Source organism: Actinobacillus equuli (assembly GCF_900636745.1).
Classification (GTDB): domain Bacteria; phylum Pseudomonadota; class Gammaproteobacteria; order Enterobacterales; family Pasteurellaceae; genus Actinobacillus; species Actinobacillus equuli.
Genome location: NZ_LR134310.1, coordinates 338,342 through 361,939, shown reverse-complemented (window position 1 = coordinate 361,939; position 23,598 = coordinate 338,342). Strand labels below are relative to the sequence as shown.

The following is a 23,598-nucleotide window of genomic DNA, read 5'->3' as shown; positions in this document are numbered from 1 at the left end:
AAACGTAGGTCATTCTAACCAATCGATAGATACCCTGCAATTAATTGTAGAGATTGGTTTGATTTATCACAATTTATATACCTCGAAAGAGGTGGGGTGATTTTTAAAAATTAGGCAAATACTTTTTTATGACGTAATTAATTAAGTGAAGGAGTGAGTAATTTGTAGCGGATAGATAACAATAAGGTATCGTTAACTACTAACAATAATTCGCAAATCCAAGTATAATGCTAAACAATTTCTAGCCGCCAAGCGGTTAAATATCCGTAAGATTTTACAAGAGGAGGATTTATGGTAGCGATTCGCCGGTCACACGAGCTTAACCCTAGTACTTTTGAGTTAGCGAGTTGGAGTGCAGCTTTACAAATGTCGCCCATAACCTTTGAAGAATTACAAATTGCCTGGTGTTATGCACAAGAGAAATTAGATACCGAAACTTACCATTTAATGTGGGACGGTGTTGAAATGGTCGAAATCCTACACGGCTTAAATATGGATGATGATTCTCTTGTCGCCGCGTTATTATTTCCTCTCGTTAAACACAATATTATCGATCTCGTTCAAGTAAAAGAACGCTTTAGTAATCAAGTGAAAAATTTGGTTAAAGGCGTGATCGAAATGGATAATATCCGTCAATTAAGTGCGAACAGTGCTTCCGATTTACAAATCGATAATATCCGCCGTATGTTACTTGCGATGGTGGATGATTTCCGTTGCGTAGTCATCAAACTTGCCGAACGAATTACCTATTTGCGCGATAAACATCTGCATACGGAAGAAGATTTGGTTTTAGCCGCCAAAGAATGTTCGCACGTTTATGCGCCGCTCGCTAATCGTTTAGGTATCGGGCAACTTAAATGGGAGCTGGAAGATTACTGCTTCCGTGCGTTACACCCGCAATGTTATCGTGTGATTGCGTTGCAATTAGGCGAGCGCCGTCTAGAGCGTGAGAGTTATATTGCAAATTTTGTGGCGAATTTGACCGCTTCTTTAGAAGAACAGATTAGTGATATTGAAGTTTATGGTCGTCCGAAACATATTTACAGTATTTGGAAGAAAATGCAGAAGAAGAATCTGCGTTTCGAACAGCTGTTTGACGTAAGAGCGGTACGTGTCATCGTGCCGAATCTACAAGATTGCTATACTGCTTTGGGGATTATTCATACGCAATATAAGCATTTGCCGGAGCATTTTGATGACTATATCGCACATCCGAAACCGAATGGTTACCAATCGATTCATACCGTAGTGTTGGGGGAGGGCGATAAAACTATCGAGGTACAAATTCGTACCCGCAAAATGCATGACGATGCGGAACTAGGCGTTGCGGCGCATTGGAAATATAAAGAAGGTGCAACGGCTGGTCGTTCTGGCTATGAAGAGAAAATCGTTTGGTTACGTAAATTATTGGCGTGGCAAAATGATATTGCGGATTCGGGCGATGTGGTTGCGGAAATGCGATCTCAAGTATTTGACGATCGTGTTTATGTGTTTACCCCGCGCGGCGAGGTAATTGATTTACCTAAAAATGCGACACCGCTTGATTTTGCGTATGCGATTCATAGTGAAGTAGGGCATCGTTGTATTGGTGCTAAAGTTGCCGGACGAATTGTACCATTCACCTATTTATTGCAAATGGGCGATCAGGTCGAGATCATTACTCAGAAAAATCTGAACCCGAGCCGAGATTGGTTAAACCCGAATTTAGGCTTCGTAAATACTTCCAAAGCGCGTGCAAAAATTATCGCTTGGTTTAAGAAACTGGATAGAGAGAAAAATATTCCGATCGGCAAAGAAGCATTGGAAGCGGAAATGGCGCGTTTCGGCTTTACTTATAAGCAAATCGAGCAATATGCGTTGCCACGCTATAATCTGAAACAATTTGATGATTTGTATGCAGGGATCGGCGGTGGCGATATTCGTCTGAATCAGTTAAGCCATTATTTACAAAGTAAGTTAATCAAACCGACCGCAGAACAAGAAGACGAAGCGGTACTGAAACAAGTGAATAAACATGCCAATAATGCGAATCAGCACAAAGGCAAAAACGGACAAATTATTATTGATGGCGTCGGTAATTTAATGCACACCATTGCTCGTTGTTGTCAGCCGATTCCGGGCGATAAGATTGTCGGTTATATCACGCAAGGACGCGGAATTTCGATTCACCGTGCCGATTGTGAACAATTGTTTGAATTGCGTAGTGCAAATCCGGAACGGGTAGTCGGTGCACAATGGGGTACGAATTATGCGAGTGGCTTCAGTTTAGCGATTCGAGTAACTGCAAATGACCGCAATGGTTTATTGCGTGATGTGAGTGCGGTAATGGCAAATGAGAAAGTTAACGTGTTGAGTGTCTCAAGCCGTATTGATGCGAAACGCAGTCTAGCCATTATGGATATGGGAATTGAACTGAGCAATGTTGAAATGCTAGGTAAATTATTAGCGCGTATTGCACAACTTGAAGATGTTATTGAAGCGAAACGCTTATCAAATTAAGTGACAAGCGGTCAAATTTGCGAAAAAAGTTGCAAAAGAGACTGCTTGTTTTTAGTGATTAGGAATGTATATGAAGAAATTAGTGATTTTAGGCTCAACCGGCTCAATTGGTAAAAGCACTTTATCTGTGGTGGAACAGAACAAAACGGAATACGAGGTATTCGGTTTAGTCGGTGGTAAAAATGTTGAATTAATGGCAGCACAATGCTTATTGTTTCAACCGAAATTTGCCGCATTAGATGATGAGAACGCAGCAAAAGCATTAGCGGAACAGCTCAAACAATTCAATGTAAAAACCGAAGTATTAAGCGGTCAAAAAGCGATTTGTGAACTGAGCGCTCACCCCGAAGTGGATATGGTGATGGCGGCGATTGTTGGGGCGGCAGGTTTGTTACCAACCCTTTCAGCGGTTAAAGCCGGTAAAAAAGTCTTATTGGCAAATAAAGAATCGTTAGTCACTTGCGGGCAAATCTTTATTGATGAGGCGAGAAAATCCGGCGCACAATTATTACCGGTTGATAGCGAACACAATGCGATTTTCCAATCTCTACCACCGGAAGCGCAACAAAAAGTCGGTTTTTGCCCGCTTGCAGAGTTAGGCGTGAGTAAAATTATTTTGACCGGTTCAGGCGGTCCGTTCCGTGTAAAACCGCTCGATGAGTTTGCCACTATTACTCCGGCACAAGCGGTTGCACACCCGAATTGGTCGATGGGTAAGAAAATCTCGGTCGATAGTGCCACCATGATGAATAAAGGTTTGGAATATATTGAAGCTCGTTGGTTATTTAACGCTTCGGCAGAGGAAATGGAAATTATTATTCATCCGCAATCCATTATTCATTCGATGGTACGTTATATTGACGGCTCGGTTATCGCTCAAATGGGGAATCCTGATATGTGTACACCGATTGCGCATACAATGGCGTATCCGAAACGGATTAATGCCGGTGTGGAGCCGTTAGATTTCTTTAAATTGAAAGAATTAACGTTTATCGAACCGGACTTTGCCCGCTATCCGAATTTGAAATTAGCGATTGATGCGTTTGCGGAAGGACAATATGCGACAACCGCAATGAATGCGGCAAACGAAGTGGCGGTAGAGGCTTTCTTAAATGAACGTATTCGTTTTATTGATATTGTGAATGTGAATAGAACGGTCGTTGAAAATATCGCGCCGATTCAAGTAAAAGAAATTGCCGATGTGTTACATATTGATAAACTGGCACGAGAATTGGCGGAACAAGCCGTGATTAATCTATAAAAAAGAAAAACCTCGAATAACAAATATTCGAGGTTTTTTACTTTAAACGATAAATTTATTGAATTGCCGCTTTTGAGCGAGATTTTTTCACTTTAATCGTTTGAGATTTTGCCGGAATGATCTCAATCCCCATTGGCGGATTTTCCAATGCAATTGATAATACTTCATCAATTGTTTCGACCGCATGAATCGTTAATGCCGCTTTTGCATTTTCCGGAATTTCTTCCAAATCTTTTTCATTGTCTTTTGGAATAATCACGGTGGTAATGCCGCCACGGTGTGCAGCCAGTAATTTCTCTTTTAAGCCGCCGATTGGTAAAACTTTACCACGTAAGCTAATTTCACCGGTCATCGCCACCTCTTTACGAACAGGGTTGCCGGTTAGACTTGAAATTAATGCGGTACACATTGCGATACCCGCACTTGGACCATCTTTCGGTGTTGCACCGTCCGGCACGTGTACGTGGATATCACGTTTCTCGTGGAAGTCATCTGCGATACCTAATTGAGCAGCTCTGGCTCGTACCACCATCATCGCCGCTTGGATAGATTCTTTCATTACGTCGCCTAATGAGCCAGTGAATGAGAATTTACCTTTACCGCTTACTGATGCTGTTTCGATCGTTAATAAATCGCCGCCAACTTCTGTCCATGCTAAACCGGTTACTTCGCCTACACGGTTTTGGTTATCCATTTTGCCGTAATCAAAACGTTTTACACCTAAGTAATCCGCAATATTCTCTTCTGTTACAGTCAGTGATTTAACTTTCTTGTCTAACACTAAAGTCTTAACCGCTTTGCGACAGATTTTAGCAATCTCACGCTCAAGACCACGCACACCGGCTTCACGAGTGTAGTAACGAATAATGCTTAAAATCGCATTATCTTCAATGGTTAATTCACCTGCTTTTAAGCCGTTATTTTCTTGCTGCTTAGCAATTAAATGTTCACGCGCAATGTGCATTTTTTCATCTTCGGTATAACCGGAAAGACGAATAACTTCCATACGGTCGAGTAGTGCCGGTGGAATATTCATTGAGTTTGATGTTGCGACAAACATGACATCAGAAAGATCGTAATCGACTTCTAAGTAATGATCGTTAAACGCTTTATTTTGTTCCGGATCTAACACTTCAAGTAATGCAGATGCCGGGTCGCCACGCATATCCTGCGCCATTTTGTCGATTTCATCGAGCAAGAATAGCGGGTTCTTCACGCCGACTTTTGCCATTTTCATCATTAATGAACCCGGCATAGAACCGATATAAGTACGGCGATGACCACGGATTTCCGCTTCGTCACGCACGCCACCTAGTGCCATACGGACATATTTACGTCCGGTCGCATTAGCGATAGATTGACCAAGAGAAGTTTTACCCACACCCGGGGGACCAACTAAACAAAGGATTGGGCCTTTGAGTTTATTTAAGCGGCTTTGTACCGCAAGATATTCCACAATACGTTCTTTAACTTTTTCTAGTCCGTAATGATCTTTATCCAATACGGCTTGCGCTTTCGCTAAGTCTTTTTTGACCGCAGATTTTTTATGCCACGGCATTTGTAAAATCCAGTCAATATAACTGCGTACTACCGTTGCTTCAGAAGAACTTTGCGGCATCGCTTTTAATTTTTTAAATTCGCCGTCTAATTTTTCTTTTACTTCTACCGGTAATTTAGCTGCATCAATTTTCTCTTTAAGTTTATCTAATTCGCTCTGTTCGGCATCTTCACCATTACCTAATTCTTTTTGAATTGCTTTAATTTGCTCATTCAAATAGTAATCACGTTGGTTTTTTTCCATTTGTTGCTTAACACGATTACGAATACGGCTTTCTGTTTCCAGAGAGTCCATTTCCGTCGCCATCGCAACTAATAACGCTTCAAAACGAGCGATAAGATTTGCTTCTTCAAGTAACGCTTGTTTTTTCTTCACAGGCGCAATGAGGTTTGAAGAAATCGTATCGGCTAAGCGGTCTTCCGAAGTGATTTTTTGTAATTTAGGCAGAATTTCAGCCGGAATCTTTTTATTATTTTTTACGTAATTTTCAAATTCATTAAGTGTTGCTTTAGCGATTGCTTGTAGTTCACTATCTTCTTCATCAAATTCCGATGAGATGACTTGTACACCAGCCCAGAAGCCGTTTTCATCATCGTGAATATGTTCAATTTTGGCACGTTGCTGACCTTCAACCAGTACTTTTACCGTACCGTCCGGAAGGTTTAGCATTTGGATAATATTGGCAATTACACCAACATCATATACATCAGCAGTTGTTGGTTCTTCTTTATTAGGATCTTGCTGAGTTACAAGGAATAATTGTTTATTGCTATCCATTGCTGCACGTAAGGCTTGAATCGATTTTTCTCGCCCTACAAATAACGGCATAACCATATAAGGAAAAACCACTACGTCACGTAACGGAAGTAGCGGTAACTCAATTGCTTTCTTTTTTCTTGGTGCCATGAATTTGCTCTCTTCTTAATGTTCTATCAAAATATTAATTTTCCCATTATGGGGGTGAAATTTGGAAAAACAAGAAAAAATTTGATTAAAGTTAAAAAAGAAAGGAAATAATCCGAGATTATTTCCTTGTAAGAAATGAGTAGAAAAGAAATGATTATTGGCATCTAGGCGTCATTTGATAAAAATACAGTTCACTAATTTCACGATCATATCCCGGGTAAAAACCTTTCGGCATTCCTAATACGATTTGTTTGCCGCGATTAGCGTGAACAATCAATTGCTTGCTTTTTGGATTGATTACGAGCCCTTCGATTTCACCGTAATCTTTCACATCATCAAGGGTACGCTCTAGCACAACTCGAGCTTCGTTATTTTTAGTAGAAAGTTCTACACGATATAAGTGATCGTGTTCTTTCTCATCGGCAGTTCCGTCATCTGCCGTCAGGTATAAATCTCCCTCATGGGCGAAGATACCTTGAATCCATTGCGGAACCGGCTGTAAATGAACTTTGCGTTTATATTTGCCGCTATCAAGATCATATTCATATAAATAGCGACCACTTTCTTCTCCAACCCAAGATGCCATCCAAACACTACGATTGACGGTATCGACCGTAATTGCTGATACTTCTAATTGCCCTGACTCCGGATAAAAATCTACCGCTCTCTTAAATGCTAAGCTATCAGGGTCATGAATGGCAATTTGGATATTTTTACCTACACCGTCCATAAACCATTCGGAGGAAATATATAACTCATTGTTATAAATATCGATATCACCGATATGATTGGCTTCTTTTTGATAACCGATGAACGGTTTTTTGTTTTCAGTAATGAGCTTTCCGTTTAAATCATATTTGGCGAGAGACGCTGAACCAGATACATAGAGATATTTACCATCAGTGGTGACACCTTGGCGACCATTGACCTCCATTACTTTGTTTAAAGTATATTCGTATTTAGGTAATGCTTCTGCGTACGGAGAGAGGCAGCTTTGATTTGCAACACTAATAGAAGTCATAAATAAACAGCTTAACGTAAGTGCAATTTTTGATAATTTCATATGATTCTCCAGTTATTTAATGTTGTTGGTTAAGGAAGTTAGTAGCTAGTTAACCTTAGTTATATGGCAAATTGATGACAAATAGTGGTTTTAGGATGAAAAAAAGGAAGAACAATTGTTCTTCCTTTTGTAAGCGAGTTAATTATTTACCGTAGTGGTCGCCTAATTTTGCTTTATGTTTGCCTTCTTCAAGCATTACGATAAGCATTAATAACACAGCTAACACACCGCCGGTGATCATGACATAGAAACCGCCATCCCAGCCGAATTCATGAGCTGCCCAACCTACAACTGCTGAAGCAGAAACCGTACCACCTAAGTAACCGAATAAACCGGTGAAGCCTGCTGATGTACCTGCCGCTTTTTTCGGTGCTAACTCAAGCGCATGTAAACCAATTAACATTACAGGACCATAAATTAAGAAACCGATAGTAGTCATTAAAATGAAGTCCATTAATTGATATGGGTTTTCATACCATGCTTTACCAGCGTATTGTGCTAATTCAGCTTCTGGCGTTGCAGGGTTTAACCAGAGCGCAATAACAGCCGCAGTAGTAAGAATCATAAAGATGAAACCGGTTAAACCACGTTTACCTTTGAAGATCTTGTCAGAAACCCAACCGCATAATAACGTACCCGGGATCGCTGCAAGTTCATAAATGATATATGCAGAAGCAGTACCTTTAATGTTGAAATGTTTAACTTCACCTAAATATACTGGCGACCATTTCAATACACCATAACGGATTAAGTAAACAAATACGTTAGCGATTGCGATATACCATAATAATTTATTTTTCAGAACATAAGTCACTAAAATTTCTTTTGTGGTTAACTCTTGTTCAGATTTGTTTTCATCGTAATTATCCGGATAATCATTGCGCCATTTTTCAACTGGAGGTAAACCGCAAGATTGTGGCGTATCTTTCATCATAAAATAAATCGGAATAGCTGCAATCATTGCTGCAATACCAGGGTAGTAAAGCGCTTGTTGCCATACATCTTTAGCGGTAGCTTCAACACCGGTCGTATTGAAATAAACGGCACCGGCTAAGAAAACCATCAGACCCGGAACCATACCGCCCACATTATGCGCACAGTTCCAAATAGATACGATTGAACCACGTTCAGATTTAGACCACCAGTGAACCATTGTTCTTCCGCATGGAGGCCAGCCCATACCTTGGAACCAACCGTTTAAGAAAATCATGATGAACATGACGGCAATACCTGAAGTTGCCCACGGCATTAAGCCCATCATTGTCATACAAAGACCTGATAATAGTAAACCGAACGGTAAAAATACTTTCGGATTTGAACGGTCTGACATCCAAGCCATGACGAATTTAGAAAGACCATAAGCTAAACCTGCACCGGTACCGATAATACCTAATTCAGCTTTGTTATATAAACCTGCTTCAATTAAACCTTTTTGCGCAAGGTCGAAGTTTGCACGCACAAAATAATATGCGGCATATCCGAAGAAGATACCTGCGAATACTTGCCAACGTAGGAATTTATATCTTTCATCTATTTTATCTGCCGGTAATTCCGCAATATGCGGAGCCGGTTTAAAAGGACCAAACATAGAAACACTCCAAATGATATATATTGATAAAACGTTCGATTACGAACAATCATGCGTATTTTAACGAAAAAAGAGTAATACTCCATATTATTTATCTAAATTTGTGAATTCACTCACACTTTTATGAAAATATTTCAACATATTTGCTAAAAATATCAGCAATTCACAAATTTAGTATTCGTTTTCGCTCAAAAACGCCTATTTAGTACCTTTAATAAACTGCACACCTGTATCAGGGAAATCGGTAAATACCCCGGTTGCTCCCGCTTTGTTTAATAACGCATCATACATTTGATTTACATCGGTAAAGAATTCCGGAAGCGCATCTTTACGTACAGTGTACGGGTGTAATTCCATGTTAGTTTTCGCAATATCTTTTACCATTGGCGTGTATTTGATATCACCTAATTTTGAGTTTTTATCATCCACCAACATATACCAACCCGGGCCTACACCATCGGCATATTTAGCCACTTCCGCCATTGCACCGTCTTTGAACATCCAGTCATAGTTATAGTTAATCCATTTGCCTGACGCGTCTTTTTCTTCAGTTTCATGCCAATCGGTATAAGCGACTAATTGAACGAGCTTCACATCCATACCGAGTTTTGGTAACAATTCAGTTTTGATACGTTTTAACTCGTTAAAATCAAAGGTTTGTAAATAAACTTTGTCCGATTTTTGATCGTAGCCGTATTTTTTCAATACTTTTAAGGTTTCTAATGCAATATCTTTGCCTTCTTGATGATGTAACCAAGGTGCTTTGATTTCCGGGTAAATACCGATTTGTTTACCGGTTGATTTTTCTAAGCCTTGGATAAATTCGATTTCATCTTCGAAGGTGTGAATTTGGAAATGAGATTTCCACATTGGGAAACGATTTGGATAAACTTGTACTTGTTGACCGTTTTCTGTTTTGAAGTTTTCCGTCATTTCAAGTGTTTGGATTTCTTTTAAGGTGAAATCAGCAACATAGAAACGACCGTCTTTACGCGCACGTTTCGGGAATTTCTTCGCTACATCAGTTAAACCGTCTAAGAAATGGTCATGAATAACAATTAAGCGATTATCTTTTGTCATCGCAAGATCTTGTTCTAAATAATCCGCTTGTTGAGCAAAAGCAAGTGCTTTAGACTCAAGCGTATGTTCAGGTAGGTAACCACTCGCTCCACGATGTGCAATGATTAATTTTTCTGGCTGAGCTGATTTATCAGCGGCTTGCTGTGCGGTACATCCGGTTAAAACTGCTGTTGCAAGTAAGCTCATAGCTAATGTTTTCAATTTCATTATTTTCTCCTTGATTAGCTTAAATGTTTGTTTATCAACAAACCGCGCACAGCATAACCGAACAAAATGAATAGAAAAGCACATTTGTACAAATTTGTGATCTATTCCACAAAGAATTTAACAAATATCCTCATTTTTTAAATCTTTGTGAGCATTATCACATTTTTGATTTCTTTTCTGCTCATTTGCTTGTTCCAAAACGCTCATTTTTATACAATGAGTTTGTTTTTATTGTTTCGTTTCATTTCATTTCAAATGTGGGAGAGGTTGAGTATGAACATTTCACCTCAAATGTATCAAAATGTTGCAGATTTTTCGCCAATCAGTACTGATGTCATTATCATCGGCGGCGGTGCAACCGGTGCGGGGATTGCAAGAGATTGTGCGCTCCGAGGTTTAAAATGCGTATTGTTAGAACGCAGAGACATCGCAACCGGCGCAACCGGTCGTAATCACGGCTTGTTACATAGCGGGGCACGCTATGCGGTAAATGATAGAGAATCGGCTGAAGAATGTATTAAGGAAAATCTCATCCTCAAACAGATCGCGCGCCATTGTGTAGATGACACAAAAGGGCTTTTCATTACCCTACCGGAAGATGATCTTAATTATCAGAAAAACTTTATCCAAGCCTGTACCGATTCAGGCATAGAAGCGGTCGAAATTGAGCCGGATCTTGCAAAATATATGGAGCCGTCCGTTAACCCTTCGCTAGTCGGTGCGGTGGTTGTGCCGGATGGTTCGATTGACCCGTTCCGTTTAACCGCTTCCAATATGTTGGATGCGACGGAGAACGGTGCAAAAGTGTTTACTTACTGTGAAGTAACAGGCTTGATTCGCGAAGGTGGAACCGTCATTGGCGTTAATGTGTTTGATCATCGAAACCAAGTCAAACGCCAATTTTTTGCGCCAATCGTGGTGAATGCCGGCGGAATCTGGGGGCAGGGTATTGCCGAATATGCCGATCTCAAAATCAAAATGTTCCCGGCGAAAGGCTCGTTACTGGTAATGGGACACCGTATTAACAATATGGTGATCAACCGTTGCCGTAAACCGGCAAATGCCGATATTTTGGTGCCGGGCGATACCATTTGTGTTATCGGTACCACTTCCGACCGTATTCCTTATGATCAAATTGACAATATGGTGGTAACACCGGAAGAAGTGGATGTGTTATTCCGTGAAGGGGAGAAACTTGCACCGAGTTTGCGTCATACCCGAGTGTTACGTGCTTATGCAGGGGTGCGGCCTCTGGTTGCGACAGATGATGATCCGTCCGGTCGTAATGTTAGCCGTGGTATCGTCTTGCTGGATCACGCAGAACGTGACGGTTTAGACGGCTTTATTACGATTACCGGCGGTAAATTAATGACTTATCGCTTGATGGCGGAATGGGCAACCGATTTAGTTTGCAAAAAATTGAATAAATCCGACCGCTTGTGTAGCACGGCGGAACGTCCGCTTCCGGGTTCAAATGAAAGCCGTGAAGAAACCAGTAAAAAAATTATTTCATTGCCGAATACGATTCGCCATTCTGCGGTTTATCGTCATGGTTCCAGAGCATTGCGTTTACTTGAAACCGAGCGTTTAGATAAAACTTTAGTGTGTGAATGTGAAGCGGTAACTGCCGGTGAAGTTCGCTATGCGGTTGATGAACTCAACGTGCATAATTTGGTGGATTTACGCCGCCGTACTCGTGTCGGTATGGGAACTTGCCAAGCGGAACTTTGTGCTTGCCGTGCTGCAGGACTGATGAGTCGTTTTAAAGTGGCGACACCAAAAGAATCAACCACACAATTAGCCTCATTTATGGAAGAGCGCTGGCGTGGAATTCAACCGATTGCATGGGGAGATGCAATGCGGGAAGCGGAATTTACCAGCTGGATTTACTATAGCCTACTCGGACTGAATGATGTACCGATGGACGAAGAGCAGGGAGTGAATAGCAATGAATTTTGATGTAGTGATTATCGGGGGCGGACTTGCCGGTTTAACCTGTGGGATTGCCCTTCAAGAACAAGGGAAACGTTGTGCGATTATCAACAACGGACAGGCAGCAATTGATTTTTCTTCCGGTTCAATGGATTTACTTTCTCGCTTACCAAGCGGTCAAAAAGTGCAAAATATTTACCAATCGCTTGATGAGTTAACAGTTCAAGCACCGGAGCATCCGTATAGCATTCTCGGCAAAGAGCAAGTATTGGCAAAAGCACAACAATTTGAACAATTAGCGAGAGCGTTAAACTTACATTTAGAGGGCTCAACAGCAGAAAATCACGAACGAGTTACCCCGTTAGGCGGACTTCGTGCAACGTGGTTATCGCCGAATAGCGTACCGACAGTAAAACATTTAACTGCCTTAGCGAAGAAACAGGTTGCCATTTTAGGAATTGAAGGCTATCACGATTTCCAACCGCAATTATTAGCGGACAATTTAAAACAGCATAGCCAGTTTGCCGATTATGAATTTACGATCGGTTATTTGAATATTCCTGAGTTGGACTATTTACGTCAAAACTCACGTGAGTTTCGCAGTGTAAATATTGCTCAATTACTGGAACATAAACTGTCTTTCCAAGATTTGGTACAAGAAATTAAACAAGCGGCAGGGAGTGCGAAAGCAGTATTTTTACCGGCTTGTTTTGGCTTAGATAACCAAGATTTCTTCAATAGCTTACAACAAGCAACCGGTTTGGCATTATTCGAATTACCGACGTTACCGCCGTCTTTATTGGGTATTCGCCAACATCGTCAATTACGTTCACGTTTTGAGCAATTAGGCGGCATGATGATGAACGGTGACCGAGCGATTAAAGCGGAATTTGAGGGGGATAAGGTAGTACGCATTTTTACCACATCACACCAAGAAGAACCGATTAGTGCAAATCACTTTGTGTTGGCAGCAGGCAGTTTTTTTAGCAACGGACTTGTGGCGGAATTTGAACGTGTGAAAGAGCCGGTATTTGATTTGGATATTTGCGGTGGCAAAAATTTTAATGATTCCGACCGCTTTACTTGGACAAATAACCGCTTTGCGGCACCTCAACCTTACCAATCTGCCGGTGTGGTGATTAACTCGGCTTGCCAAGTGCAAAAAAACGGTGCGGTGGTGCCAAATTTATATGCAGTGGGCAATGTCATCGGTGGCTTCCAAGGTATTGAGCAAGGTTGTGGTTCGGGTGTTGCAGTGGTAACGGCGTTAACCGTTGCAGAACAAATCGGAGGTACAAAATGAATATCCAACAATTGATTGAAAATGCACGTCAAGGCGCACAATCTCCGGTTGTTCATCAACATTTTGACCCAAGTTTTGAAAGCTGTTTGAAATGCACCGCTTGTACGGCGGTGTGTCCGGTTTCGCGTAATAATCCGTTTTATCCGGGGCCAAAACAATCCGGTCCGGACGGCGAGCGTTTACGTCTAAAAAGCCCGGATTTTTACGATGAAGCCTTGAAATATTGTACTAACTGTAAACGTTGTGAAATTGCTTGCCCGTCAGATGTAAAAATCGGTGACATTATTGTGCGTGCGAGAAATCGTCACGTTGAGCGTCAAAATAAACCGTTGATTCATAAATTGCGTGATGCGGTTTTAAGTAATACCGATATTATGGGGACGATGAACACGCCGTTTGCGCCGATTGTGAATACGATTACCGGTTTAAAAGCGACCCGTTTCTTGTTAGAGAAAACTTTAAAAGTCAGCCAACACCGTACCTTACCGAAATATTCATTCGGTTCGTTCCGTAATTGGTATATGAAAAAAGAAGCGAAACGCCAAGCGCAATTCAAAGAGCAAGTCGCTTATTACCACGGTTGTTATGTGAACTATAATAATCCGCAGTTAGGTAAAGAAGTGATTGATGTGATGAATGCACTGGATATTGGTGTGGTCCTGCTTGAAAAAGAAAAATGTTGCGGTTTACCGTTAATGGTGAACGGTTTTCCTGAAAGAGCAAAAAAACAGGCTGAATTTAACCTTAAATATCTTGAAAAAACTGTCGATAAACAGTTGGAAGTGATCGGTACGTCTTCAAGCTGTACGGCAAATATTAAAGAAGAATACAGCCATGTCCTCGGTATGCCGAATACCAAAGTGAAATCGCATATTGATATTGTGACACGTCACTTATACAAATTGCAAAAAGCAGGCAGAAAATTACCGCTTAAACCGATGCGTTTACGTGTTGCTTATCATACTGCTTGCCATGTGGAAAAAGCCGGTTGGGCACCTTATACGTTGGAATTGTTAAAACAAATTCCGGAGTTAGAAGTAGTCATGTTGCCATCGCAATGTTGTGGTATTGCAGGAACTTACGGTTTTAAAGCGGAAAACTATGAAACATCACAAGCGATCGGCCGCACGTTGTTTGAACATATCAATGAAGGCGGTTTTGATTATGTGATTTCAGAGTGTGAAACCTGTAAATGGCAGATTGATATGTCGAGCAATGTCACTTGCTTACATCCAATCACTTTATTATCAATGGCATTGGATAAACGCTAATTCTTGCTTGACATTGACAATCAAAAGTCGCAAAATTTGCAACAATTTTTTAATAATCTTCAGGGCAGGGTGAAATTCCCGATCGGCGGTAAAGTCCGCGAGCCGAACGAAAAAGGTTTGGCAGGAACCGGTGAGATTCCGGTACCGACAGTATAGTCTGGATGGAAGAAGATGAAATAACCGTGTAAGCGGTGGTTTTTCCTATCTTTTTTACAAGCCTTGAGATCGAAAGATTTCAAGGCTTTTTTCATCATTAGGGTAAACACGCCTGTAATGTGTTTTCCTCTGCCCTCAAATAGTTTCAAAACAATGACTGATTTAGACTATATGCGCCGTGCCATTGCATTGGCAAAACAAGGTTTAGGCTGGACGAATCCCAATCCGCTTGTCGGTTGTGTAATTGTCAAAAACGGTGAAATCGTTGCCGAAGGTTACCATGAAAAGATCGGTGGTTGGCATGCGGAACGTAATGCCATTTTACATTGTAAGGAAGATCTTTTCGGGGCGACTGCTTATGTAACACTTGAGCCTTGTTGTCATCACGGACGCACGCCACCTTGTTCGGATTTATTAATTGAACGGGGCATTAAAAAAGTGTTTATCGGTTCAAGTGATCCGAATCCTTTAGTGGCGGGGCGTGGTGCAGGTCAGTTACGTCAAGCCGGTGTGGAAGTAGTGGAAGGTTTACTCAAAGAAGAATGCGATGCGTTAAACCCGATTTTTTTCCACTATATACAAACTAAACGCCCGTATGTGCTGATGAAATATGCCATGACGGCAGACGGCAAAATTGCAACCAGTACCGGCGAATCCAAATGGATTACCGGTGAATTGGCAAGAGCAAGAGTGCAACAAACTCGCCATCAATATAGTGCGATTATGGTGGGAGTGGATACGGTGCTTGCTGATAACCCGATGCTAAATAGCCGAATGCCGAATGCGAAACAACCTGTTCGGATTGTCTGCGATAGCCAATTACGTACACCGTTGGATTGCCAGTTAGTGCAAACAGCGAAAGAATATCGCACCGTGATTGCAACCGTTAGTGACGATTTGCAAAAAATTGAGCAATTTAGACCGCTTGGCGTAGAAGTATTAGTGTGTAAAGCACGAAACAAGCGGGTAGATTTGCAAGATCTTTTGCAAAAGCTCGGTGAAATGCAGATCGACAGCCTCTTATTGGAAGGCGGTTCAAGTTTGAATTTCAGTGCGTTAGAAAGCGGTATCGTGAATCGAGTACATTGTTATATTGCGCCTAAATTAGTCGGTGGTAAACAAGCGAAAACCCCAATCGGCGGTGAGGGAATTCAACAAATCGACCAAGCGGTTAAATTAAAATTGAAATCGACCGAACTCATCGGCGAAGATATTTTGTTGGATTATGAAGTTTTATGATGCTCTCTCTGGCTAAGAGCGAGTAGATATAAACAGCGGAGGAAAAAATGTTCACGGGTATTATTGAAGAAGTCGGTAAAATTGCCCAGATTCATAAACAGGGCGAATTTGCGGTAGTGACGATTAATGCGACAAAGGTATTACAAGATGTTCATTTAGGCGACAGTATTGCTGTAAACGGCGTATGTTTAACCGTAACGTCTTTTTCAAGCAATCAATTTACCGCCGATGTGATGTCTGAAACGTTAAAACGTACTTCATTAGGCGAATTAAAACCGAATAGTCCGGTTAATTTGGAACGAGCGATGGCGGCAAACGGACGTTTTGGCGGACATATTGTTTCGGGTCATATTGACGGCACAGGCGAAATTGCGGAAATCACACCGGCACATAATTCGACATGGTATCGGGTTAAAACTTCTCCAAAGTTAATGCGTTATATTATCGAGAAAGGTTCGATTACCATTGATGGTATTAGTCTGACCGTAGTGGATACCGACGATGAAAGTTTCCGCGTGTCGATCATTCCGCATACGATTAAAGAAACCAATTTAGGTTCGAAAAAAATCGGCAGTATTGTCAATTTAGAAAACGACATTGTCGGCAAATATATCGAACAGTTTTTGCTAAAAAAGCCGGCGGATGAACCGAAAAGTAATCTTAGTTTAGACTTTTTAAAGCAGGCAGGATTTTAAAATTTGTAGGGATACACACAGAGTGTCTTTACTGACAAAAATATATATTTTAGGAAAAGAAGATGACAGATTTCCAATTTTCAAAAGTAGAAGATGCGATTGAAGCGATTCGTCAAGGTAAGATCATTTTAGTGACTGACGATGAAGATCGTGAAAACGAAGGCGATTTTATTTGTGCGGCGGAATTCGCGACACCGGAAAATATCAACTTTATGGCAACTTACGGTAAAGGTTTAATTTGCACACCGGTTTCAACGGAAATTGCTAAAAAGTTAAATTTCCATCCGATGGTGGCAGTTAATGAAGATAACCATGAAACGGCGTTTACGGTATCGGTGGATCATATTGACACAGGAACGGGCATTTCTGCTTTTGAACGTTCAATTACCGCAATGAAAATTGTAGATGATAATGCGAAAGCAAGTGATTTCCGCCGCCCGGGGCATATGTTCCCATTGGTGGCAAAAGACGGTGGTGTTTTAGTACGTAACGGTCATACCGAAGCAACAGTTGATTTAGCTCGTTTAGCTGGTTTAAAACACGCCGGTTTATGTTGTGAAATTATGGCAGATGACGGCACCATGATGACCATGCCGGATCTACAAAAATTTGCCGTAGAACACAATATGCCGTTTATCACGATTCAACAATTACAAGAATATCGCCGTAAACATGATAGCTTAGTGAAACAAATTTCTGTGGTAAAAATGCCGACAAAATACGGCGAATTTATGGCGCATAGTTTTGTTGAAGTGATTTCAGGTAAAGAACACGTTGCGTTAGTCAAAGGCGATTTAACGGACGGTGAGCAGGTATTGGCACGTATTCATTCGGAATGTTTAACCGGTGATGCTTTCGGTTCTCAACGTTGTGACTGTGGTCAGCAATTTGCCGCAGCAATGACACAAATTGAAAAAGAAGGCAGAGGCGTTGTACTGTATCTACGTCAAGAAGGTCGTGGTATCGGTTTAATTAACAAGTTACGTGCTTACGAATTACAAGATAAAGGGATGGATACGGTTGAAGCGAACGTTGCTTTAGGTTTTAAAGAGGACGAACGTGAGTATTATATCGGTGCGCAAATGTTCCAGCAGTTAGGCGTGAAATCGATCCGTTTATTAACCAATAATCCGGCAAAAATTGAAGGCTTAAAAGAGCAAGGGTTAAATATTGTTGCGCGTGAGCCGATTATTGTAGAACCGAACAAAAATGACATTGATTACCTAAAAGTAAAACAGGTAAAAATGGGGCATATGTTTAACTTCTAACTTTAACAACCGTATGTAGTGTTAGGGATGCAAGCGTTGCGTCCCTACTATAAAATGATACAAGCGGTCACTTTTTTATAAAATTTTGCATATTTCAAGAGGACAAAAAAATGGCAAAGATTACAGGTAACTTAGTTGCGACAGGTTTAAAATTCGGTATCGTAACCGCACGTTTCAACGATTTTATCAACGATAAATTATTAAGCGGTGCAATTGATACGTTAGTGCGTCACGGTGCCGATGAAAATGATATTGATACGGCATGGGTTCCGGGTGCATTTGAGATTCCGTTAGTCGCAAAAAAAATGGCAACCAGCGGTAAATATGATGCGGTAATCTGCTTAGGTACAGTAATTCGTGGTTCAACAACTCACTATGATTACGTATGTAATGAAGCGGCAAAAGGTATCGGTGCAGTTGCATTAGAAACCGGTGTACCGGTAATTTTCGGTGTATTAACCACCGAAAATATTGAACAAGCGATTGAGCGTGCAGGTACTAAAGCGGGTAACAAAGGTTCAGAGTGTGCATTAGGCGCAATTGAAATGGTAAACGTATTAAAAGCGATCTAATTTTCGTTTGACGTGTAAAAACAAGCGGTCGTTTTTGACTGGAATTTTGCAAATTTCCCGTTAAAAACGACCGCTTATATTTTATGTCTAGTAAAGACCTTCTTTCTCGTACCAGATTTTGTTGATATATAGCAAGCTTTTGCCAAGTGGCGTATCCACCTTAATTTCATCATCCACTTCTTTACCGATTAACGCTCGGGCTACCGGCGAATCAATCGAGATCCAATTCTTAGCTGGATCAAATTCATCACAACCGACAATCCGATATTGCTTAGTTTCACCTTGCTCATTTTCAAGCTCAACCCAAGCGCCAAAAAACACTTTTCCTTCTTGTTTCGGATGATAATCCACGATTTGTAACACTTCTAAACGTTTGGATAAAAAACGAACTCGGCGGTCAATTTCACGTAAACGACGTTTACCATAAATATATTCGGCATTCTCGCTGCGATCACCTAAAGCCGCCGCTTCTGAAACCGCTTGTGTTACTTTCGGACGCTCATCTTTCCATAAAAATTTAAGCTCTTGATCTAAGGTTTGCCAACCGCTACGCGTAATATAATTTGATTTCGCCACAAAATATCCTTAACTTGAGAATTCTATAATACCGGATACTTTACCCGCAGTATCCAGTGCAATGAGCGAGTGGATATGAAGCTCTTTCATCATTTCTTCCGCTTTAGCCAAATAAGTCGTATCTGAAATGGTTTTCGGATTTTTAGACATAATTTGTTCAGCCTTCTTCGTGAGGCTTTCCGCACCGAATTGGGCGAGTGTACGGCGAATGTCACCATCAGTAATAATGCCATGTAAGTCTTCATTTTGCATAATCAGTGCAACCCCCATTCTGCCTTCATTTATCACACTTAAAATCGTACTGAAATCCGCATTTGGTTGTGCGATCGGCAACTTAGTTTGCATCACATCTTTCACTCGATTGAGCAATTTACGCCCTAAACTGCCACCCGGGTGGAAGCGAGCAAAATCTTCCGCTTTAAAACCACGCGCATTGATTAATGCAATCGCCAGCGCATCGCCTAACGCCATAGTTACCAGTGTTGATGTGGTTGGGGCAAGATTATTCGGGCAGGCTTCTCGTTCAACACCAATATTGAGAATTAAATTGGCGTGTTGAGCAAGAGTCGAATGCGGATTACCGGTCATCGCAATAATTTTATTACCAAAGCTTTTTAGGCTTGGTAATAATTTAATCACATCATCCGTTTCACCACTGTTAGAGATAAGAATCACCACATCAATCGGTTTTAACATCCCTAAATCGCCATGGAACGCTTCAGTCGGATGTAAATAAAAACTTGGTGTACCTGTTGAGGCAAAAGTTGCCACCATTTTTTGTCCGACTAAACCGGATTTACCGATACCGGCAACCACTACACGCCCTTCACAGTTTAAAATCATATCAACCGCTTGATTAAATGAACTGTCTAAACGCTGATTAAGCTGGCTAATCGCTTGAGTATAAAGACTGAGGGTCTCGTTTGCGCTCGCTAAGTAATTCATGTGAGTTCCTACATGGCAAAATGGAAGTGAGTTTGCAATATTATACACAAAGCAAAATAAAACCGCTTGTTTTACGCGAACTTTAGTGAAACAAGCGGTTAAATTTTCCGGAAATTTTACAAAACGTTTATCGAGATAAAAGTAGATTCGCTAGGGTTTTCATCCCTAAACCGGTTGCACCGGCTGCCCATGAATCACTTGCCGTTTTACGGAAAGTTGCAGAAGCATCAATATGTAACCAATTTTGAGCGTAATCTTTAACAAAGTACGACAAAAATGCAGTTGCGGTACTTGCACCGGCACCAACCGGTACAGAACCAATATTGGCAATATCGGCAAACGAAGATGAAATTTGTGAACGATGAAATTCTTCAAATGGTAAACGCCAGAACGGTTCGTTTTCCGCTTTTGCTGCATTAAATAAGCGAGCGGTTAATTCATCATCCATAGAAAGTACCGAATGGTAGTCATTGCCGACCGCAACTTTTGCCGCACCGGTTAAGGTTGCCGCATCAATGATAAATTTCGCATTTTGCTCACTTGCTTCAATTAGACCATCTGCTAATACTAAGCGGCCTTCCGCATCAGTATTAAGTACTTCTGCACTAACGCCGTTGCGATATTCGATAATATCGCCTAATTTAAATGCAGTACTGCTTATCATATTTTCCGCACAGCATAAGTAGAGTTTTACACGTTGTGTTAAGCCTCGACTAATCGCAAAACCTAATGCACCGGTTAATAAGGCTGCACCGCCCATATCGGTACGCATGGTACCCATTGAATCACTTGGTTTAATGCTATAACCACCGGTGTCAAAGGTAATGCCTTTACCGACTAAACAAGCAAGCACCGGTGTATTAATATCACCGCTTGGATTGAAATCCAATTTGAGCAATGCCGGTTTATTTGCCGAGCCTTTGCCTACCGTCCAAATACCGTGATAGCCTTGTTGTTTTAATGCTTCACCGCTAATAATTTCTGCGGATACCGCATTTTTACCAAGGTATCGTTCAGACTGTTTGGTAATAAACTCCGCCGCTTTTTGAGCTAAATTCTCAGGTGTAAGTGTTTCGGAAGATTCGTTAATCAAAGAACGTGTAAAGCTAGAACAGTGTACACGTGCGTCAAATTCTGCTTGTTGTTCGGCTAAGTCGGGGTAACTTACAGTTCCGGTATTGCGGACACTGATAAAACCTTGATGGAATGCCCAACACTCTTCTAAGCCCCAATCAAGACCGGTAAGCACAGCATTCAAAATGCCTTGATTTTTAATTTTACGGGCAGCACGTTGAATAGTCGTTAACGGATCTTTTTGCAGGTGAATTGTCATACCTTGTTCATTGGCAGACAGAATTGCATTTTTGCCCCACTGCTCCGGAGCGGCTTGTTGTGATAATGTGATTTGCATTGCCATAAATAAGATTCCTATTGAATGAAAGTTTTTATATCGTAGCTAAATTTAAATTAACGAGATTATAAATTACCAAGTGCATCTAGCGCATCACTTAATTTTTTAACCCCAATCACTTCCATATCTTTTATCGGTTTTTTCGGCATATTGCTAAACGGCACGATTGCACGTTTAAAACCGTGTTTTGCCGCTTCGCTAATACGTTCTTGACCACTCGGCACCGGACGAATTTCGCCGGCAAGCCCTACTTCACCAAAAATTACTAAGTCCTGTGGTAATGGACGATTTCTAAAACTTGATATCAGTGCCAAAATTAAAGCGAGATCAGCACTGGTTTCCGTTACTTTTACGCCCCCGACAACGTTAACAAAAACATCTTGGTCAGACATTTGTAGCCCACCATGGCGGTGGAGTACAGCAAGTAAGAGCGATAAGCGATTATGATCTAAACCGACAGCCACACGACGTGGATTTGCAAGCATTGAATGATCAACAAGCGCTTGAATTTCAACTAATAACGGACGAGTCCCTTCCCAAAGAACCATAACAGAACTGCCTGAAACCAATTCATCACTACGGCTTAAAAAAATAGCGGATGGATTTTTAACTTCTCGCAAACCTTGTTCAGTCATAGCAAACACACCAAGTTCATTTACCGCGCCGAATCGGTTTTTTTGGCTTCGTAATGTTCTGAAACGTGAATCAGATTCACCTTCTAGCAATAATGAGGCATCAATAGCATGTTCCAACACTTTTGGGCCGGCAAGCGTACCGTCTTTGGTGACGTGACCGACCATAATAATTGCCACTTGGCGTGTTTTGGCATAGCGGGTAAGAAATGATGCGCATTCTCGTACTTGAGCAACAGAACCCGGCGAGGATTGAATATCGGATAAATGCATCACTTGAATAGAGTCAATTACCATTAATTTAGGTTTTTCTTGGTCGGCAATATTGCAAATATGTTCGACAGATGTTTCCGAAAGCATTTTCAGATTATCAGTTGGTAGCCCTAAACGATTAGCACGCATTGCAACCTGTTGTAATGATTCTTCACCGGTGACATAGAGTGTCGGTAGCATTTTTGATAAGCCGCACATCACTTGCAGTAATAGTGTCGATTTTCCTGCACCAGGATGTCCCCCGATGAGAATAGCCGAACCGGGAACCACGCCACCGCCGAGTACACGATCAAGCTCATTAAACCCACTGCTAAAACGAGGCACTTCTTGTAAGCTGATTTCGGACAGTGTTTGTACCTTGCCTGATGTCTCTCCGGCATAACCGCTGAAGCGGTCGTTTTTATTTGATTCTTTACTAGAGATTAAGCGAACTTCACTAATCGTATTCCATGCTTTGCACTCTTTGCATTGTCCCATCCAACGAGAATATTCTGCGCCGCAATCGTTACATACGTAAGCCGTTTTAGGTGCTTTTGCCATTTTGACCTCTATCTGATTTAAACCGATAAAATCATAGCAAAAAATACTGAGTAAATAAACAGGTAAGAATTTGTTTTTGCGATCCGGATCGAGAAATTGAAGTTCGGTTATCGCATTGATTTAAAACAGCTTGCAAACTAATAGAGCGCAATAAGCGTGAATAAATAAGGAGCACATAAAATGAAATTCGTATTCAAGCCTATACAGCAGGCATTTACCCTGATTGAATTAATGATTGTAATTGCAATCATTGCTATTTTGGCAACGGTAGCCATTCCTTCTTATAACAATTACACCAAAAAGGCGGCATTATCCGAACTGTTAGCGGCATCTTCCGCTTATAAAACAGATGTGGAAATTTGTATTTATAACACTGGAGATACCAAAGGCTGTTCTAATGGAACAAATGGTATTAAGAATGGTGATGATCTTAAAAATTCTAAGTATTTGGGGACTGTCTCTGTAGTTGCTGGCGCTATAACTGTGAATGGCAAGGGCAGTGTAGCGGGATATGGCTATACGCTTACACCTGATTATGCAAATAAAACACTGACATGGAAAACGACCTGTTCAGGTGAGGATAAAAGTTTGTTCCCCGCAGCATTTTGCTCGGAATAATAGTA

At 41.2% G+C, this 23,598-nt stretch carries 18 protein-coding genes and 1 riboswitch; of the genes, 10 read left to right on the top strand and 8 right to left on the bottom strand.

Annotated elements, in window-relative coordinates; genetic code table 11:
• Nucleotides 1–291 precede the first annotated feature (291 nt).
• Both relA and ispC read left to right on the top strand, forming a co-directional pair.
• Nucleotides 292–2,499, top strand: coding sequence for a GTP diphosphokinase (gene relA, locus EL121_RS01610; RefSeq protein WP_039197168.1), 2,208 nt, complete (start codon nt 292–294; stop codon nt 2,497–2,499).
• 70 nt (nt 2,500–2,569) lie between these two features.
• The gene (ispC, locus tag EL121_RS01605; protein WP_039197165.1) at nt 2,570–3,760 is read left to right on the top strand and encodes a 1-deoxy-D-xylulose-5-phosphate reductoisomerase; all 1,191 of its coding nucleotides are present in this window, start codon (nt 2,570–2,572) and stop codon (nt 3,758–3,760) included.
• Nucleotides 3,761–3,815: 55 nt separating this feature from the next.
• On the opposite strand, the gene lon is transcribed toward ispC, so the two are convergent.
• The 4 genes from lon to glpQ all read right to left on the bottom strand — a co-directional run bounded on the left by lon (nt 3,816) and on the right by glpQ (nt 10,162).
• Nucleotides 3,816–6,224, bottom strand: a complete 2,409-nt coding sequence (gene lon, locus EL121_RS01600; protein WP_039197163.1) for an endopeptidase La — start codon at nt 6,222–6,224, stop codon at nt 3,816–3,818.
• Nucleotides 6,225–6,378: 154 nt separating this feature from the next.
• Nucleotides 6,379–7,287, bottom strand: a complete 909-nt coding sequence (locus tag EL121_RS01595; protein WP_039197161.1) for a hypothetical protein — start codon at nt 7,285–7,287, stop codon at nt 6,379–6,381.
• 142 nt (nt 7,288–7,429) lie between these two features.
• Nucleotides 7,430–8,875, bottom strand: a complete 1,446-nt coding sequence (gene glpT / locus EL121_RS01590) for a glycerol-3-phosphate transporter (protein ID WP_039197159.1) — start codon at nt 8,873–8,875, stop codon at nt 7,430–7,432.
• 198 nt (nt 8,876–9,073) lie between these two features.
• Nucleotides 9,074–10,162 carry a glycerophosphodiester phosphodiesterase gene (gene glpQ / locus EL121_RS01585; protein ID WP_039197157.1) on the bottom strand — a complete coding sequence of 363 codons (1,089 nt, stop codon included), beginning with the start codon at nt 10,160–10,162 and terminating at the stop codon, nt 9,074–9,076.
• Nucleotides 10,163–10,435: 273 nt separating this feature from the next.
• Between glpQ and glpA the strand changes: the two genes are divergently transcribed.
• The 7 genes from glpA (at nt 10,436) to ribH (ending at nt 18,598) form a co-directional block, all read left to right on the top strand.
• A complete protein-coding gene (gene glpA / locus EL121_RS01580) occupies nt 10,436–12,121 on the top strand; it encodes an anaerobic glycerol-3-phosphate dehydrogenase subunit A (RefSeq protein ID WP_039197155.1) in 1,686 nt (561 codons plus the stop codon).
• The gene (glpB, locus tag EL121_RS01575; protein ID WP_039197152.1) at nt 12,111–13,397 is read left to right on the top strand and encodes a glycerol-3-phosphate dehydrogenase subunit GlpB; all 1,287 of its coding nucleotides are present in this window, start codon (nt 12,111–12,113) and stop codon (nt 13,395–13,397) included. Before glpA ends, glpB begins: the two co-directional genes overlap by 11 nt.
• The gene (gene glpC, locus EL121_RS01570) at nt 13,394–14,668 is read left to right on the top strand and encodes an anaerobic glycerol-3-phosphate dehydrogenase subunit GlpC (RefSeq protein ID WP_014991743.1); all 1,275 of its coding nucleotides are present in this window, start codon (nt 13,394–13,396) and stop codon (nt 14,666–14,668) included. Before glpB ends, glpC begins: the two co-directional genes overlap by 4 nt.
• Before the next feature lie 51 nt (nt 14,669–14,719).
• Nucleotides 14,720–14,845, top strand: a riboswitch (FMN riboswitch).
• Nucleotides 14,846–14,977: 132 nt separating this feature from the next.
• On the top strand, nt 14,978–16,063 hold the full coding sequence (gene ribD / locus EL121_RS01565) for a bifunctional diaminohydroxyphosphoribosylaminopyrimidine deaminase/5-amino-6-(5-phosphoribosylamino)uracil reductase RibD (protein ID WP_039197150.1): 1,086 nt from the start codon (nt 14,978–14,980) through the stop codon (nt 16,061–16,063).
• 47 nt (nt 16,064–16,110) lie between these two features.
• Nucleotides 16,111–16,758, top strand: a complete 648-nt coding sequence (ribE, locus tag EL121_RS01560; RefSeq protein WP_039197149.1) for a riboflavin synthase — start codon at nt 16,111–16,113, stop codon at nt 16,756–16,758.
• Nucleotides 16,759–16,820: 62 nt separating this feature from the next.
• Nucleotides 16,821–18,026, top strand: a complete 1,206-nt coding sequence (locus EL121_RS01555; protein ID WP_039197148.1) for a bifunctional 3,4-dihydroxy-2-butanone-4-phosphate synthase/GTP cyclohydrolase II — start codon at nt 16,821–16,823, stop codon at nt 18,024–18,026.
• 110 nt (nt 18,027–18,136) lie between these two features.
• Nucleotides 18,137–18,598 carry a 6,7-dimethyl-8-ribityllumazine synthase gene (ribH, locus tag EL121_RS01550; RefSeq protein WP_005600491.1) on the top strand — a complete coding sequence of 154 codons (462 nt, stop codon included), beginning with the start codon at nt 18,137–18,139 and terminating at the stop codon, nt 18,596–18,598.
• 87 nt (nt 18,599–18,685) lie between these two features.
• On the opposite strand, the gene greB is transcribed toward ribH, so the two are convergent.
• The 4 genes from greB to radA all read right to left on the bottom strand — a co-directional run bounded on the left by greB (nt 18,686) and on the right by radA (nt 22,975).
• The gene (greB, locus tag EL121_RS01545) at nt 18,686–19,174 is read right to left on the bottom strand and encodes a transcription elongation factor GreB (protein WP_005611555.1); all 489 of its coding nucleotides are present in this window, start codon (nt 19,172–19,174) and stop codon (nt 18,686–18,688) included.
• Nucleotides 19,175–19,183: 9 nt separating this feature from the next.
• Complete coding sequence (locus EL121_RS01540) at nt 19,184–20,119, bottom strand: KpsF/GutQ family sugar-phosphate isomerase (RefSeq protein WP_039197147.1); 936 nt, start codon at nt 20,117–20,119, stop codon at nt 19,184–19,186.
• 127 nt (nt 20,120–20,246) lie between these two features.
• The gene (gene pepB, locus EL121_RS01535; RefSeq protein ID WP_039199020.1) at nt 20,247–21,530 is read right to left on the bottom strand and encodes an aminopeptidase PepB; all 1,284 of its coding nucleotides are present in this window, start codon (nt 21,528–21,530) and stop codon (nt 20,247–20,249) included.
• Between the two features lie 65 nt (nt 21,531–21,595).
• Complete coding sequence (radA, locus tag EL121_RS01530) at nt 21,596–22,975, bottom strand: DNA repair protein RadA (protein ID WP_039197146.1); 1,380 nt, start codon at nt 22,973–22,975, stop codon at nt 21,596–21,598.
• A 180-nt stretch (nt 22,976–23,155) separates the two neighbouring features.
• Between radA and EL121_RS01525 the strand changes: the two genes are divergently transcribed.
• Nucleotides 23,156–23,593, top strand: coding sequence for a prepilin-type N-terminal cleavage/methylation domain-containing protein (locus EL121_RS01525; RefSeq protein ID WP_039197145.1), 438 nt, complete (start codon nt 23,156–23,158; stop codon nt 23,591–23,593).
• Nucleotides 23,594–23,598 lie beyond the last annotated feature (5 nt).